13 protein-coding genes are annotated in these 14,594 nt (G+C 41.2%); 7 read left to right on the forward strand and 6 right to left on the reverse strand.

Features of this window, described 5'->3' with window-relative positions; translation table 11 throughout:
* Positions 1-9 precede the first annotated feature (9 nt).
* The 5 genes from LDO51_RS13100 (at position 10) to rmf (ending at position 5,908) form a co-directional block, all read left to right on the forward strand.
* Positions 10-1,917, forward strand: coding sequence for an ABC transporter ATP-binding protein (locus LDO51_RS13100; protein ID WP_225574909.1), 1,908 nt, complete (start codon positions 10-12; stop codon positions 1,915-1,917).
* A 34-nt stretch (positions 1,918-1,951) separates the two neighbouring features.
* Positions 1,952-3,226, forward strand: a complete 1,275-nt coding sequence (gene pqiA, locus LDO51_RS13105) for a membrane integrity-associated transporter subunit PqiA (RefSeq protein ID WP_225574910.1) — start codon at positions 1,952-1,954, stop codon at positions 3,224-3,226.
* Positions 3,223-4,872: an intermembrane transport protein PqiB gene (pqiB, locus tag LDO51_RS13110; RefSeq protein ID WP_225574911.1), complete on the forward strand. Its 1,650-nt coding sequence runs from the start codon at positions 3,223-3,225 to the stop codon at positions 4,870-4,872. The genes pqiA and pqiB overlap by 4 nt, the downstream gene beginning before the upstream one ends.
* On the forward strand, positions 4,872-5,426 hold the full coding sequence (gene pqiC / locus LDO51_RS13115; RefSeq protein WP_225574912.1) for a membrane integrity-associated transporter subunit PqiC: 555 nt from the start codon (positions 4,872-4,874) through the stop codon (positions 5,424-5,426). Before pqiB ends, pqiC begins: the two co-directional genes overlap by 1 nt.
* A 311-nt stretch (positions 5,427-5,737) precedes the next feature.
* On the forward strand, positions 5,738-5,908 hold the full coding sequence (rmf, locus tag LDO51_RS13120; protein ID WP_036951696.1) for a ribosome modulation factor: 171 nt from the start codon (positions 5,738-5,740) through the stop codon (positions 5,906-5,908).
* A gap of 126 nt (positions 5,909-6,034) precedes the next feature.
* On the opposite strand, the gene fabA is transcribed toward rmf, so the two are convergent.
* From fabA to LDO51_RS13135, 3 genes are all read right to left on the reverse strand, one after another.
* Positions 6,035-6,553: a bifunctional 3-hydroxydecanoyl-ACP dehydratase/trans-2-decenoyl-ACP isomerase gene (gene fabA / locus LDO51_RS13125; protein WP_036951692.1), complete on the reverse strand. Its 519-nt coding sequence runs from the start codon at positions 6,551-6,553 to the stop codon at positions 6,035-6,037.
* Positions 6,554-6,649: 96 nt separating this feature from the next.
* The gene (locus LDO51_RS13130; RefSeq protein ID WP_225574913.1) at positions 6,650-8,386 is read right to left on the reverse strand and encodes an AAA family ATPase; all 1,737 of its coding nucleotides are present in this window, start codon (positions 8,384-8,386) and stop codon (positions 6,650-6,652) included.
* A gap of 197 nt (positions 8,387-8,583) precedes the next feature.
* Complete coding sequence (locus tag LDO51_RS13135) at positions 8,584-8,760, reverse strand: GhoT/OrtT family toxin (protein WP_071992149.1); 177 nt, start codon at positions 8,758-8,760, stop codon at positions 8,584-8,586.
* A 172-nt stretch (positions 8,761-8,932) separates the two neighbouring features.
* Here LDO51_RS13135 and matP point away from each other — a divergent pair, with 172 nt between their 5' ends.
* Positions 8,933-9,394 carry a macrodomain Ter protein MatP gene (gene matP, locus LDO51_RS13140; protein ID WP_108478890.1) on the forward strand — a complete coding sequence of 154 codons (462 nt, stop codon included), beginning with the start codon at positions 8,933-8,935 and terminating at the stop codon, positions 9,392-9,394.
* A 118-nt stretch (positions 9,395-9,512) separates the two neighbouring features.
* Here matP and ompA read toward each other — a convergent pair whose 3' ends face one another.
* The gene (ompA, locus tag LDO51_RS13145) at positions 9,513-10,586 is read right to left on the reverse strand and encodes a porin OmpA (protein ID WP_225574914.1); all 1,074 of its coding nucleotides are present in this window, start codon (positions 10,584-10,586) and stop codon (positions 9,513-9,515) included.
* Positions 10,587-10,940: 354 nt separating this feature from the next.
* A complete protein-coding gene (gene sulA, locus LDO51_RS13150; RefSeq protein WP_225574915.1) occupies positions 10,941-11,507 on the reverse strand; it encodes an SOS-induced cell division inhibitor SulA in 567 nt (188 codons plus the stop codon).
* 250 nt (positions 11,508-11,757) lie between these two features.
* Here sulA and LDO51_RS13155 point away from each other — a divergent pair, with 250 nt between their 5' ends.
* Positions 11,758-12,360, forward strand: coding sequence for a TfoX/Sxy family DNA transformation protein (locus tag LDO51_RS13155; protein ID WP_225574916.1), 603 nt, complete (start codon positions 11,758-11,760; stop codon positions 12,358-12,360).
* Positions 12,361-12,426: 66 nt separating this feature from the next.
* Here the strand turns inward: LDO51_RS13155 and yccS are convergent, their stop codons facing one another.
* Entirely contained in the window at positions 12,427-14,577 is a 2,151-nt protein-coding gene (gene yccS, locus LDO51_RS13160) for a YccS family putative transporter (RefSeq protein ID WP_225574917.1), read from the reverse strand.
* Positions 14,578-14,594: the final 17 nt, after the last annotated feature.

The following is a 14,594-nucleotide window of genomic DNA, read 5'->3' on the forward strand; positions in this document are numbered from 1 at the left end:
ACAGAATTAATGGCTTTAATTAATTTATCGGGCGCATACCTCGCGTTTAGTGATGCGCCTTTGTTAGACAATACTGAAATTCATATTGAAGATAATGAACGCGTCTGTTTAGTCGGTCGCAACGGGGCAGGGAAATCGACCCTGATGCGTGTCTTGACGAAAGAGCAGCCACTGGATGATGGTTCATTAACGTATGAACAAGATTTAATTGTTGCTCGTTTACAGCAAGATCCGCCGCGTAACGTGGAAGGCACTATTTTTGACTTTGTGGCAGAAGGTGTTGCTGAACAAGCTCAATATTTGAAAGATTATCACCATGTTGCCAAGTTGGTGGAGTCTGACCCAAGTGAGAAAAATTTAAATAAACTGGCGGATTTACAAGAGGTTCTGGATAACTTAAATCTCTGGTTATTAGACTCGCGTATTAATGATGTGCTTAAAAAGTTGGGTCTACCAGCGGATGCAGAGTTATCTTCATTATCCGGTGGTTGGTTGCGTAAAGCGGCATTAGGACGTGCGTTGGTCAGCAATCCTCGCGTGCTGTTCTTAGATGAGCCAACTAACCACTTAGATATTGAAACCATTTTATGGTTAGAAACTTTTTTGAAAGATTTCCAAGGTAGCATCGTCTTTATTTCCCATGACCGTTCTTTTATTCGTAATATGGCGACCCGTATTATCGATTTAGACCGTGGTCAGCTAGCCTCTTGGCCGGGTAACTATGACGATTATCTGATCAACAAAGAAGAAGCGCTGCGTGTTGAAGAGATGCAAAATGCGGAGTTTGATCGCAAATTAGCGCAGGAAGAAGCCTGGATCCGCCAAGGGATCAAAGCGCGCCGTACCCGTAATGAAGGGCGTGTTCGCGCGCTGAAAGCATTACGCGTAGAACGCTCGGAACGCCGCGAAGTGATGGGCACTGCGCGTATGCAAGTGGGCGAAGCAGCGCGTTCCGGTAAGATTGTATTTGAGTTAGAAAACGTTAATTATCAAGTTGATAATAAAGTTTTAGTAAAAGATTTCTCTGCGCAAGTGATGCGTGGCGATAAAATTGCATTGGTGGGACCTAACGGTTGTGGTAAAACCACTCTGTTACGTTTAATGCTCGGCGATTTGCAAGCAGACAGCGGGCGCGTTCACTGCGGGACTAAACTTGAAGTTGCGTATTTTGACCAACACCGTGCAGCACTCGACCCAGATAAAACCGTTATGGATAACCTTGCAGAAGGTAAACAAGAGGTCATGGTTAATGGTAAACCTCGTCATGTATTGGGTTACCTGCAAGACTTTATGTTCCCGCCAAAACGCGCGATGACGCCTGTAAGAGCATTATCCGGTGGTGAGCGTAACCGCTTATTATTAGCACGTTTGTTCTTAAAACCAAGTAACTTGCTGATCCTCGATGAGCCAACCAACGACCTTGATGTTGAAACATTGGAGTTACTGGAAGAGTTGGTGGATGGGTATCAAGGTACTGTTTTATTAGTTAGCCATGATAGAGAATTCGTGGATAACAGCGTAACAGAATGCTGGATTTTCGAAGGTAACGGCGAAATTAACCGCTTTGTGGGGGGCTATAATGATGCTCAACAACAAAGAGCACAAACCGTACGTCTGAAATCGGAGCAAACCAGTAAAGTAGCTGCGCCAGAAAAAGAGGCTAAGCCAAAAGAAGCCCCTAAACGTGCAAATAAGCTTAGCTATAATTTATTGCGTGAATTAGAGCAATTACCGGCGAAATTAGAGCAACTTGAAGGGGAAATCGAAACTCTTCAAGCACAAATTGGTGATGCAAATTTCTTTAATCAACCACATGATGTGACTGAGCAAGCGTTAACTGCACTTGCCGCTAAAGAACAAGAGTTAGAACAGGCGTTTGATCGTTGGCAGGAGCTAGAGCTGTTGAAAAACGGTTGATATGACGGCTTGAATCAAAAGGAGAGAAAACACCTTGTGTTCCCATGAGCCCCATGAACATGTGCTCTGTCCACAGTGCGACATGATGGTTGCTGTTCCTGAATTGGAACAAGGCAGTAAAGCCACATGTCCGCGTTGTGAAACAACACTCATATCCAAGTGGCGTTATCCTTACAGGCAACCCGCAGCATATGCATTTAGTGCGTTGATTATGCTGGTGATTGCCTGTCTTTTCCCATTTGTAAAAATGAGTGCAGCAGGCATTGAAAATGAAATCTCCATGTTTCAAATCATCGAGATTATTATGGGAACGCGTTACAGCGGTTTAGCGCTGTTTTTTCTCCTCTTTTCTTTGATTATTCCCTCGTTTTGCATGGTGACTATCATCTTGTTAGGGCTGCGGGTTCACCTCCCCAAATCAATAAAAGTGCTTATAACCCGAATTCTCTTTCAGATGAAATCGTGGTGTATGGCGGAGATTTTTTTGGCGGGGGTGTTAGTTAGTTTCGTTAAGCTAATTGCTTATGGTGATATTGGCATTGGGATGAGTTTTCTCCCTTATTGCGCATTTTGTATGATGCAAGTGCGAGCGTTTCAGTGCCTAGATAGGCATTGGTTATGGAACCGTATTGAAGACGCGCCCAAACTCCATAAACCGCTGATTGTTGGGCAAACCGGAATTAGCCAAAATGTACGTTTATGTTTAGTGTGTACGGCGATTTTACCGGCTGACCAACATGAATGTCCGCGTTGCCATGCTCGTGGTAGCGTACGCAAAAAGCAAAGTTTGCAGTGGACTTTGGCTTTATTGTTAACCTCTATTTTGCTTTATATTCCCGCAAACGTTCTGCCTGTGATGACAACAAATGCGATAGGCAGTGAGCTACCGTCAACAATTATGGATGGGGTTATTCTTCTCTGGGAAGATGGCTCGTTCCCTGTTGCTATGATTATTTTTATTGCCAGTATTATGGTGCCTTCCTTGAAAATGATTAGTATAGCGTGGCTATGCCTTGATTCTCAAGGATTTGGCAACCGTGATCCTCATCGAATGCATTTTATTTATGAGCTGGTGGAGTATGTTGGTCGCTGGTCAATGATCGACGTGTTTGTTATTACCATTTTGACTGCACTGGTTCAAATGGGGCAACTGATGAGCATCGTACCGGCGCAAGGGGTGATATTCTTTGGTGTCGTGGTGATTTTAACGATGTTTGCCGCAATGACATTTGATCCTCGCTTAACATGGGATCGTTGTGAAAAGAGAGATGCAGTTAAGACTGTTGAACAAGAAGGAGCCGCAGGGTGACAGATCAAGAAACACCACAGGCCAATGCTAAAGTGAGTAAGTTAAAGAGCTGGTCACCGGTTTGGGTGATCCCGATTGTGACTCTACTTATTGGTGCTTGGATCATGTTTTACCATTTCAGCCATCAAGGCCCAGAAGTGACGCTAATCACTTACAGTGCGGAAGGGGTTGAAGCAGGTAAAACCAAAATTAAAAGTCGTAGCGTGGATATTGGGGTGGTTGAAAGCGTCACTCTGGATGCTAATTTTAGTCGCGTGATTATTAAGGCACGCTTGAATCCTGAAATGGAAGATTTGCTACGCTCGGATTCTGCCTTTTGGATCGTGAAACCCACGATTGGTCGTGATGGGGTAACAGGGCTAGGTACTCTGTTATCAGGGGCTTATATTGAACTGCAGCCAGGTTTAGCGGCAAAAGAACATTTTGAGTTTACGTTATTAGATACGCCACCTTTGGCGTCTCCTGATGCTAAAGGTAAACGAATTATTTTAACTAGCGATAAAGCAGGGCAGCTAAATGCTGGCGATCCTGTGTTATTCCGTGGTTATCGTGTTGGGTCTGTTGAAACGAGCAATTTTGACATGGACCAACGTGATATGCGTTACCAGCTGTTTATTAATGCTCCGTATGACAAGCTAATTAGTAGCAATGTGCGTTTTTGGAAAGATAGTGGTATTGCCTTTGATATGTCTTCCCAAGGTGTGCATGTTTCGATGGGGTCGGTAGCGACATTATTGACTGGTGGCGTGAGTTTTGATGTGCCTGAAGGGTGGGTACCTGGCGAAACAGTTAAAGAGAATGCACAGTTCGAACTGTTTGATACTCAATCAAGCATTCAGGACTCGTTATACACCACGTACCAAGATTTTGTGCTGTTCTTCTCTGATTCTGTACGCGGGCTACAACCGGGAGCACCAGTAGAATTCCGCGGTATTCGCTTAGGTACAGTGGCACAAGTGCCATTCTATACTGCGGGTCTTGATCAATCACTGGATAATAATTTCCGTATTCCTGTTCTTATTCATATCGAACCAGAGCGTTTTTCTAAAGATGTCGGTAAAGACTTTAATTTGAAGAATGAATTAAATCTGGCGATGAAAAATGGGTTAAGGGCGTCATTAAAATCCGGTAATTTATTAACGGGCGCTCTGTATATTGACCTCGACTTTATTCCTGATGTACCAGAGTTCAAAGGCCCTTATGTTATTGCGGGTTATAAAATTATCCCAACACACAGTGGTGGATTAGCTCAGATCCAACAGAAAGTGATCGCCGTGCTGGATAAAATCAACAATATGCCAATTGAGCCTATGTTGAAACAGACAACGCAAACATTAGCTGAAGGTCAAAAATTGGTACAAGAAGCAAATGTGATGTTTACGCAGTTGAATAAATTAATGTCTAGCAAAGAGTTCCAAAGTTTACCTATGGATATGCAAAAATCATTGAAAGAGATAAACAAAACAATGCAAGGCTTCCAACCAGGCTCACCAGCGTATAATAAGATGGTTGATGATATGCAGCGTCTAGATCAAGTACTGCGTGAAGTACAACCGCTACTGCGCACGCTGAATAATAAGAGCAATGCGCTCGTGTTTGAAGCTGAGCCAAGTAAGGACGTTGTGCCGAAAGGAGTGAAAAAATAATGAGATATCTATTAACAATAGGTATTTTTCTACTGGCTGCTTGTAGTAGCAGCCCTGAGAAAATGTACTATCAATTACCAATGAAGGCCCCGGAAGCTCAATCAGTGGTCGTGATGGATAAAGGCCAAATCTGGCTGCAGCGTATTACACTGGCTGATGTGTTGACATCAAATGGGATCACTTACCAAACGTCCGATGTTGCGTATTCAAATGCGAGTGCGCATTTATGGGCAAGCCCATTAGAGCAGCAATTGGGGCAATCAATGGTGCGTGAGCTATCTTCAACGCTACCGGATAGATTTATCTCATTGCAACCTTTGCAGAACTCACCTGAGACGTTAGATATCACTCTAACGGCATTTAATGGTCGTTATGATGGGAAAGTTTTAGTGCAGGGATTTTGGACATTGATGCGTGGCGACAAAGTTGTACGCCGCAACTTTGATATTCAATTAGAGCAGCAAGAAGATGGTTATCCTGAATTAGTCAGAACATTATCGAGTGGTTGGCAAAAAGTGGCAGCAGATATTGCCCAAGAGATAAGTAAGCCATAACGTGATCATGATTTTGTTGTGAAATGAATGCATTACCGTAAAACGTAGTGCATTTTTTTGTTATTTTACAATTCAATAAATGGATATTAAAAACACTTAATTTATTGATAAGTAATGAATTTATTTTTAATTATTTGAATGTTAGCCGGTCGTGATTATCTCGAAATGTAGGTCACATTTATCATAATTATGACAATAATATGAAATTCTTTACTTGCATTTCTTATGGGTGGGCGCTATTTGTATAGTGTATCTATTAATAAAAATAGATGCTGTTTTCTTTTCCATTTAAATGATGAGGGAAGTAAGGCATGAAAAGACAGAAGCGAGACCGTTTAGAAAGAGCGTTATCAAGAGGTTATCAAGCAGGTTTAACCGGACGTTCCAAAGAATTATGTCCTTATCAGGCAGTAGATGCCCGTTCGCATTGGCTAGGTGGTTGGCGTAAAGCGATGGAGGATAGGGCGGCAGTAGCCGTTTAATTGGTCATTTAACGAGGAGCATTAAATTATTTTGCGGAAATTAATTGGACGCATAATTTAATATCATCCCCCCTGAAATTATAAACCTCCGCAAATGCGGAGGTTTGAGTTTAAGGCTAGTCACGATTAGAACGCGCTTGTATCCTTAAATAAGCCGACTTTCAGGTCTGTTGCAGCATAAATCAGTTTGCCGTCTACCAGCACTTCACCATCCGCTAACCCCATAATTAACTTACGGTTAATCACGCGTTTAAAATTGATACGGTAAGTGACTTTTTTTGCAGTCGGTAATACTTGTCCAGTGAATTTCACTTCACCAACACCTAACGCACGACCTTTACCTTCACCGCCTAACCAGCCGAGGTAAAAACCAACCAGCTGCCACATAGCATCAAGGCCTAAGCAACCTGGCATAACAGGATCATTCGTGAAGTGGCAACCAAAGAACCATAAATCTGGATTGATATCCAGTTCAGCTTCAACGTAGCCTTTATCAAATGTACCGCCATCTTCGGTCATTTTGATGATGCGATCCATCATCAACATATTACCTGATGGCAGTGGAGGACCATTTTCCCCAAATAATTCGCCTCTTCCAGAAGCCTCTAAATCTTCTTTTGTATAGGATTCGCGTTTATCAACCATGATCTTCAGATAGCCTTTATTATGTGTAGGTCAACAGAATAGCTTACACTTGTAAGCTGAACAACTCCGATCAGCTAGTATTTACTCAATCTTTACTTAGCCCATCCACTTTAAAAACCAAGGTAATCTAGACTTATCCGGTGAATTTGCTTGGTTTATGCGTTCTTGAATTAAAGCTAACAAGTGTACGTTATCACCTTCTACTTGTTGTTCAAAGTAAGGTTGTTTTGTTAAGAGAGAAATCGCTTGAGCAACGTGTTCGACAGGCCAAATATGGAATTTCTCTTCTTTGACTGCCTCGATAACTTCTTGTTTCAAACATAGATGGCGCACATTAGACATTGGGATGATGACACCTTGATTGCCTGTTAGCTCACGCTTATCGCAGATATCAAAAAATCCTTCAATCTTTTCGTTAACACCACCAATAGGTTGAACATAGCCAAATTGGTCAACAGCGCCAGTGACGGCAATTTGTTGGTCGATAGGCTGCAATGATAATGCGCTAATTAAGGCACATAGTTCAGCCAATGATGCACTATCACCGTCAACTTCACCATAAGACTGTTCAAATACAATAGAGGCAGAGAAGGGCTGTGGTTGCTCTAATTTTAATTCATAGTTTAGGTAGGCTTGCATAATCATCATGCCTTTTGCATGAATATTGCCGCCTAATTCTGCTTTGCGCTCGACATCGGTAAACTCGCCATCGCCCAGATGTGCCACGCAGGTGATCCGTGATGGTTCCCCAATTGTGTCAGGGTAGCCAGGATACTGTAAGACGGATAGCCCGTTAATTTGCCCAACAACTTCCCCTTCCGTTTTAATCAAAACTTGCTCTTGCAGAATATCGTCTTGATTACGCTCAACGAGGAAGGAATGACGCCATAAACGATTTTCTTCGGCTTGGGAGAATGATTCTGCTGTTAAATGACCTTCGTTAGCGTATTGGGCTGCATTGGTTAAGTTGCGAGTTAGCCAGTTTATATCAAGTGGTAAATTGTATTTGTCTTCGCAACAACGTGTTGCTTGCAAAATAAACTCAGGCCAGCCGTCAGCTGCAATTTCAGGCAGCTGATTACTGTTAACAATGAATTTAATGAAATTCATCCATAAGCTTAATTGTTCTTCGTCTTCGAAAAACATGAGAGGCTCATATTCTGCATATATTGAACAATCAAACAGCTCAGGAGCTGCAAATTCAAACTCTTCGAGTATAAGTCTATCACCGACAATAATCACTTTAAGTTCAAGCGGCTGAGGCTCAATTTCAATTGGCAGCGTTTGATTTTCACTGTGTGGCAACCACTCTAATTGGCGGCGGGTGACCATGTTTTTTAAGCGAGTCCACATTAATGGCTGAGTGACCAACGCGGTTGCAGAAATAACGAGGACTCCACCGTTAATTTGGTGTAGTAAACCAGGGACTAGGTTTTGATTTGGCGTGATGTAGCCAAACAGCTGCTCTGGCTCAATCCAGTGGCGGTAAGCGATTTTTTCATGTGAGGAAAAACGACCAGTAACATCGTTTTGCCACTGATATCGTTGTTTATCTTCAGATAATTGATAGTCCCCATTAATAAATTGGGTTTTAGCCAATAGCGGGGTGATAGAGTCAGTAAATAGTTTGAGGTACTCTTCACTTTCGTCAGACTTGATGAACATAAAGCGCGTTTGAGCATATTCACGAATGAAATGCTGAATCCCATCGAATAATCTTGGTTGAATATCCGCCAGTGTTGATGGAGTTAACGTCGCTGAAGAGACAAATTTTGTCTGAAAAGACGATAAGTTAGGAGTTAGGCCTTGCCATGTTAATTCTTGACTGATCACTATAATTATCTGCTATTAGTATGGTTATCAATAAATGCCTGCCAATCAGCAGGTCGCATGTGCCTGAGTTTATTTCTGTACCGTCTGTTTTATATACAATTTCAGGCTAATTTATTACCTTAAAATATCTTCGGCTTAAGATTGTTATATTAGCCTCTGAGCGCTAATCTTGCAGCAATATTTGTCGAAAAATCGAGTTAGAATAACGAAAACATGAGGGCAACGGGTAAACTTAGTGGCCATGTAAAACCAATCAGAAGCGCGCTCAATAGCCTCATGCAAAAACTAGGATCTTTGGTGACGAGTAGGGCGAATAACGCTGAACATACTCCTCCAATCCCATAGATAAGAAGTATGTGTTCAAAAGTGGACATGCAATTTTAGTGGTTTGTTAACGTGTGGATGCGAATTGTACACTATTTTTTTATTTACTGTTATTTTCTTTGTGTTAATCAATAGATAATCGATTAAATGAAATCCACCTTGAGCATTTTTCTTATATTATTGCTAATATAATGATAGGTACGATTTTCTTCGGGAAAAAATATGAAATATCAGCAGCTTGAAAATCTTGAATGTGGCTGGAAATGGGAATATCTGGTCAATAAAGCGAGAAGCGGGGAGCCGATTACCCGATATATAGAAAGAAGTGCGGAGCAAGAGGCGATTGAGCTGCTGTTAAAGCTGGAAAATACGCCAGTAGATGTATTGAAGTGGATTGCAGATCATATGTCTCCTCAATTGGATAACCGCATGAAACAGAGTATTCGTGCGCGTCGTAAACGTCACTTTAATGCTGAGCATCCACATACTCGAAAAAAGTCGATTGATTTAAATTATTCGGTTTGGCAGCGACTATCTAATTTGGCAGTAAAACGAAATAAAACCTTATCAGAGACGATTATTCAACTAATTGAAGATGCGGAACATAAAGATAAGTATGAGAGCCAAATGAGCTTATTGAAGCATGATCTTCAAGCGATCTTAGGTAAGTCGGAGAAAGAGTAACGATCTTTAGTTGACCAAGTAGATTATTGTGACGATCTTTCTTTCTGAGGATGAAAAAAAAGCCCCAATTTATTGGGGCTTTTTATATTCAGTTCGAAATTCAAACTAGGGCTATAAATTAAGCGCCTGGTTGAGTAACAACTTCAGTTGTACCTTGGATTTCGATTTCAACGCGACGGTCTGGCGCTAAACACTCGATCAGAGCTGCACGGCCTTTAACTGCGTCACATTTGTTACCAGTTACTGGATCTTCTTTACCACGACCTTCAGCAGCGATTGCGCTAGCTGGAACGCCTTTAGCTACTAAGTAGTCTACTACTGACTGAGCACGTTTTTGTGACAGTGGCAGGTTGTAGTTTTGTGAACCGATACGGTCTGTGAAACCAACTACCAGCACGCGACCTTGAGTTGGGTCGATGTTGCTCAGTTCGTTGTACAGTTCGTTCAGTGCTTGCTGACCTTCTGGTTTCAGAGATGCTTTGTTGAAGTTAAACAGAACGTCTGAACGCAGAGTGAAGCGTTTGTTTTCAACAACTGGAGCTGCTGGCTCAGCAACTACTGCTGGAGCAACAACTGGAGCTGCTTCTTGACCGAAACGGTATGCAAGACCAACGCTCAGCATGCCGTTGTCTGGGCTAACACCGATGTTGTCTTTATCACCCATGCGGCTAACCCACTGGTAGTCTAAACGAGTCGCTAATTCCGGAGTGATAGCATACTCAAGACCCAGTGCGTAAACTGGAGAAACGCCAGTGTCAGTTTCTTTACCAACGCCGTTAACTTTAGCTTCTGTACGGTAAACCATACCACCCAGACGAGTATAAACGTCTAAGTCATCCATGATTGGATAGCTCAGTTTGGTAGTCAGAGAAACGCCCATTGAAGAAACGCTACCTGCGTTGTCACCTTTGTACTTCATTTTACCAAACCAGTCGTAGCCCATTTCGAAGCCCATGTACTGGTTGTATTGGTAACCTGCGTACAGACCCGCACCTAATTGGTCACGAGTTTTTTTGCCAGTACCAACTGAAGTTTCATCTCCAGCAGCATCTTCAAAAGTAAATTTAGCGTGCTCGTAGTGAGACCAACCTAATTTACCACCAGTGTACCAAGTGTTATCTTTTGGAGCTGCTTGTGCAACAGTTGCAAACGCTGCTACTGCTACTGCTACCGCGATAGCTGTCTTTTTCATTTTTACGCCTCGTTATCATCCAATATTGGCTTGGCTTCGTGAGCCTTATTATTTGCCATTGGTTCAATTTAATTGCTAGGTTCAGCTGACATTATCCACAAAAATTTACGAAAAGTAAAAAAATAATGTCATAAGCTTAACAGGCTAAAGTCTACAACGAACTCCAAAAGATACAAGTATGGTAAGCAATAAAGGTTAAAAAAAATCTTTTTTTACCGTTGAAATCAGAGAGATAAATATATTACCTATTTTATTGTTAATAAATGCATCTTATTGTTTTTTCAGCATTTAAACGTTTTTTTTTATAATTAACTTGCTGAATGTAAAATTTCGTAAGAAAAATCTTATTATTGTTTAGTGAATGTTATTGGCATGAATCTTTAAAAGGTTTTGATGTCTAATATCCGCTGAACTCGTATTATATATTTTTTCTGGTCTCATAATGAATCCCATCGAATGACCTGCTTCTGCCGCATTTTGTAAAAGAATAAAATCTTGCTCGTTTATTTCTGGCAACCATCCTAATACGACACTGTAATTACCACTTCTTAATGCTTTTTCCATGGCATCAATGGTCGTAATTGAATTAACTTGGTTAAGTTGCATGATTTTATTGATGGGTAAACCAGCTTGTTCTAACCAGTGTTTACTCAGTTTTTTATCTGGACTCAGCCATAATAGCCAACGTGATTGAATACCGAACTGGCGCAACATGGGTAGCAAGATGTAATCCATAATAGGGTGTTGTTCGTTATAAACTAACTCGCTCACCATACCTTGTTGCATTGAATTATTTGCAAAGCTCACCGTTGAGGTTGCATTGCTTAAATTGCTATGTGTAAGACGGTCATGCGTGAAGCTATCATTAGTAAAATGATTAAGAGAATGTTCCGCTGCGTTGTTCCAAGAATAGATACTCATAATTCACCTCGCTACAATATTACATGGAGACAAGTGCTGTATGAACATACAGTAACTGTATATTTATACAATATCAAGGCTATTTTTACAAAGCGCTTCGCAACTTTGTGGTTTTTATGCGAGTTATACTTGGCATTTTTAACTGAAACTTTAAAATCGAACAAACATAATTATATGTAAAAACAGTTGTTTTTTATTGCTTGAACCTCAAGGACGATTGTGTTTTTTTTATTCATAAGGAGATGGAAAAGTGTCATTACAAAATGAAAGAAGTTCCCTTTTACAGCAAATTTTGGGTCAGTTTGGAGTATTAAAAAAGAAAAACCATTTTGGTGGATACTGTTTGTGCATTGATAATGCACTTGTGGGGTTGGTACTGGATGGGCAATTTTATGTTCGTGGGTGCTTATTTTCTCGTAGTTATTTTGAATCAGTTGGGTTTGAGCGGTTGGTATACAGTAAAAGAGGCATACCCCTAGAGATGCGCTATTACCAACTTCCGGAAGAGGCATGGTGTGACACATCAATATTAAGTCACATCATTGAATTAGCTTATCGTTCAGCCATGGAAGAAACGCAACAAAGAGAGTCGGCGGCGATACGCATCAAGGACTTGCCAAATATGAATATGGCAATGGAGAGGGCGCTTGGGAAAGTTGGAATTTTCCATGCAGAAGATCTCATTATGATTGGGGCTAAAGCGTGTTTCTTGAAACTAAAACAGCATGGGAAGCTGATACCGAGTGTAAAACAGTTGATTGGATTGGCTGCGGCTATTGAGGGTTGCCATAGTGAAGTATTACCTTCTCGAACTCGGCAGGAGCTCATTAACTGGTTTAACAGCATGAACTAATTTTCATTCTTTCAAATAAGCGGGCATGGCCATTTCTAGGTTTTAATGCCCGCTCATCAGTTTATTTTATGACAAGCTAATCTGTTTAATCATTGATTTTATTTCAGGAATTAATTCAACCAGTAATTTAGTCTGTTCCATGATCAAGACTGTTTTCTCATCGTCATCGCTAGATGCATGGTCAATGCGATTCAGTAAGCTCACTCTTAGACGTTCTGATTTTTCGTCAATAATTGCGGGATCTAAGGATGTGATTTGAATAGACGATTCGATATAGCAGATTGCATCATTCAGTAAGGCGAGATTTGCTTCGTTTTGCATCTGCTCTCGATGGGCGCCGAGCGCTGAAATATAGCTCAGTAATGTATGGTTTAAACACAGTAAACGGAACGCTTGCTCTTGGGTAATTTGGTATGACTTAGGATCCGATGCCATGTTTGAAACAATTGAAGCAAATTCTGCATCATTATTATGGGCGTCACGCCTCGCAACACGGTACTCCAAGCTATTATCTTTACCTTGATAATATTGCTGCAAAATAGCATCTAAATAACGGCAGTTGCTATCCATCGTTTTTTGCACCACTTGCGGTAACTGTCGAAATTTCCAGTCAGGCCAAATAAAACTGACGGCAAGTAATGCGATAAAACAGCCAATTAGAGTGTCAATAATTCGAGGTAATGCGACTTCGAAACCTTCACCGAGTAAATTGAAGCAAAATAATACCAGTAATGTAATAAACAGTGTTGCTTGTGCATATTGGCTGCTACGGAACATGAAGAACAGTAGCCCGGAGATAACGATTAGCGTGAGTTGCCCCTCAATGGATGGCACGATATTGAGTAAAGGTAAGCCAATGGCTATCCCTAACAAAGTACCTATAATGCGCAATGCTAGGCGGCGCTTAGTCGCATTATAGTTGGGCTGGCAAACAAATAAGCTAGTGAGTAAAATCCAATAACCGCGTTCCAAATCAAACAATTGAATAATCAAGTACCCAGTACAAAGTAAGGCTGACATTCTAATTGCATGACGAAACAGCGAGGATTTGGGGGTTAAATGATGTTTGAAGCGGGAGAATACATCACGCATGCCAGAGATTGACTCATCAGATAACTGTTCAATTTGCTTATTATTTTGTTGCCAAGAGGCTTGACCTAAGCTCAAGCCTCTTAGTTGCACATCAATTCCTTTGAGATTTTTTAGTAAATTTCGTAATGCTTTGATTTCATGCAATTCAGGGGATTGTTGCTGGAGTAGTTGCAAGGAGTTTTCAATATATGTAAATGTGCGTTCAAAGCGTGGATTATGTTGATACTGTTTGCGCCATAACACGGATTGAGCTACCTGCTGGCAGGCTCTGGCTTGCATGGTTAATAAGCGTTGAAAGCGAAACAAAATATCACAATGACGCAAACGACGGCTAAGCTGTTGATATTGAATATGTGATGAACTAGCTCGTTCATGAATGTCTTGGGCTACAAAGTAATATTGTAATGTATTACGTGTACCTCTCTGGCCTCTATCGCCTTTCAATCGACTGAGTAGCGAGATTTTTGTCTGATTCATTGTACTAACTAACGTACTGTTCACTAAGGCTAAATCATAGACTGATTGCTGATAATCATCTTCAAGATCAGGATCAAATAAGTTTGCCTTTGCATCAAGATAAGCGGAAAGCTGCTGATAACATTGCGTAATGGCATCTTGTAGTGGGCGAACAGGGTAAAGGATATGCCCGATGAGAGTGAGAACGTTGTACCAAATAGCGCCAGTTAATAAGAGCGCAGGCTGGATGTACCAAGTATCAAAAATAGGTACGCCAAGCATGGTGTATATTGCAATTAGCAGAGCACCGAAAGCGATAGTGGCATAACGTTGCCCTAATGCACCAAGTAAGATAAAACCGCAGGTTGAGAATGCTAACCCAAAAAAGAATAAAACAGGGTAAGGAAAAAGTAACTCAATAGAGACTGAGGCAATTAAAAAACAGAATAACGTGATAATTAAATTTTTTATTCTGCCAGTCAATCTATCATCTAAGTCTGTGAGTGCGGCAGCGACAGCGCCCAGAGTTAAAGGGATCGTGACTTTAGGCTCTAAGCCTAAAAGCCATGGAACCAAGGTTGTGCCTGTCAGCGCAATTAAGATTCGGATATAATATAAAATATGGCTGTTATAGAGCACACGACGATAACTGGTTAGCAGCGTTAGCACAAAGTACCTCAGTGGTA

Source organism: Providencia alcalifaciens (genome assembly GCF_020271745.1).
In the GTDB taxonomy this organism is placed as follows: domain Bacteria; phylum Pseudomonadota; class Gammaproteobacteria; order Enterobacterales; family Enterobacteriaceae; genus Providencia; species Providencia alcalifaciens_B.

What these genes read in the sequence shown, in the direction of transcription:
- rmf (WP_036951696.1), top strand. Translation starts at nt 5,738, where the DNA reads ATGAAAAGACAGAAGCGAGACCGTTTAGAAAGAGCGTTATCAAGAGGT.
- LDO51_RS13100 (WP_225574909.1), top strand. Translation starts at nt 10, where the DNA reads ATGGCTTTAATTAATTTATCGGGCGCATACCTCGCGTTTAGTGATGCG.
- sulA (WP_225574915.1), bottom strand. Translation starts at nt 11,507, where the DNA reads ATGAGTATCTATTCTTGGAACAACGCAGCGGAACATTCTCTTAATCAT.
- LDO51_RS13135 (WP_071992149.1), bottom strand. Translation starts at nt 8,760, where the DNA reads ATGTCCACTTTTGAACACATACTTCTTATCTATGGGATTGGAGGAGTA.
- pqiC (WP_225574912.1), top strand. Translation starts at nt 4,872, where the DNA reads ATGAGATATCTATTAACAATAGGTATTTTTCTACTGGCTGCTTGTAGT.
- matP (WP_108478890.1), top strand. Translation starts at nt 8,933, where the DNA reads ATGAAATATCAGCAGCTTGAAAATCTTGAATGTGGCTGGAAATGGGAA.
- ompA (WP_225574914.1), bottom strand. Translation starts at nt 10,586, where the DNA reads ATGAAAAAGACAGCTATCGCGGTAGCAGTAGCAGTAGCAGCGTTTGCA.
- fabA (WP_036951692.1), bottom strand. Translation starts at nt 6,553, where the DNA reads ATGGTTGATAAACGCGAATCCTATACAAAAGAAGATTTAGAGGCTTCT.